A 1149-nucleotide genomic window follows, 5' to 3' on the forward strand; every position below is an offset into this window, starting at 1 on the left:
TAGCCGAGCAGCGCCCGGGACACCTCGGGGAAGTGCAGATTCAGATAGGGCAGGACGAAGAGTTCGTCCCAGAAGACATGGCCGCGGTACGCCTCGCCGTGCAGTCCCCTCGCGGGTACCCCGACGTCCAGGTCGGCGGTGTGCGGGGAGAGCGTCTGGAGGACGTGGAACAGGTGCAGCCGCAGGATCACGCCCGCCTCCCCCGGCACGTCGAGAGCCGCCCGCGGCCAGATCTCCCGCCAGGCGCGGTGGTGCGAGGCGAGCAGGGCGGGGAAGTCCGGCGCCCGCCGTACGGCCTCGGTCGCGGCCGTGAGGGGACCGCTGATCGCCGGGTCGCGTGAGGTGTACAGCGCGACCGTCTTGTCGACGACCACCGTCTCGCCGCTCGCCACGGGGATCGCCAGGATCTGGACGGCCCGCCGGTCGGTGAGACGGGTACGAGGCGCGGTGCCGCGGCGGGAAGCGGTGTTACGAGGGGACGCGGTGCCGCTACGGCCCGACACCCGGGTACGCGCGGCCAGCGCGATACGGATGTGGGAGTTGAGCGTGCGGCAGCACAGCCACACCGTGTCGCTCCGGGCAGTTCCGGAGTCGGTTGCGGCTGCTGCGGCTGCGGTGCCGATGACAGGGCCGGTGCCCGTGCTCCACCCCGTCAGATGCCGGTTCGCGAGATCCGCGTAGCGTTCGACCCCGTCGTTCCGTACGTCGCCGTCGAGCGCCGCCTCGACCTCCACCTCGCCCGTCCAGCCCTCGGCGGTGAACGAGGTGCGCTGCGCGGCCAGATGCGGCTCGCCCATGTGGACCAGGCGGCGCTGTTCCACACGCAGCCGGCCCCCGCCGCTCCCCGCCGCCCTGTACACCGACCGCCGCGTGAGCGTGCCGTGCCGGAGATCCAGCGTCTGCCCGTGCTCGATCAGCCCCGGACCGTCGGGCGACAGCCACGGCCCGGGGCGCGCCCCTTCGACGCGCACGCGGTAACGCAGCGGCAGCCAGTCGGGCAGGTTGACCATGTCCTCGTTCTCCACCCGGCGTCCCGCGACGGTGGACGTCAGCCGGTTGTAGCAGCCCGCCGCGTAGGTGCCGGGACGGTGCGAGGGGCCCTCGGACGTCTCGGACGCCGCTCCCCGGGTGGCGAAGTAGCCGTTGCCC

The 1149-nt window shown here is 73.1% G+C and carries 1 pseudogene; it reads right to left on the reverse strand.

The features are described 5' to 3' along the window. Positions 1 to 1149, reverse strand: a pseudogene (locus ACFXKA_RS43120) (hypothetical protein); the annotation flags it as partial.

Origin of the sequence: Nocardia sp. NPDC059228 (assembly GCF_042754245.1) — a bacterium.
GTDB lineage: Bacteria > Actinomycetota > Actinomycetes > Mycobacteriales > Mycobacteriaceae > Nocardia.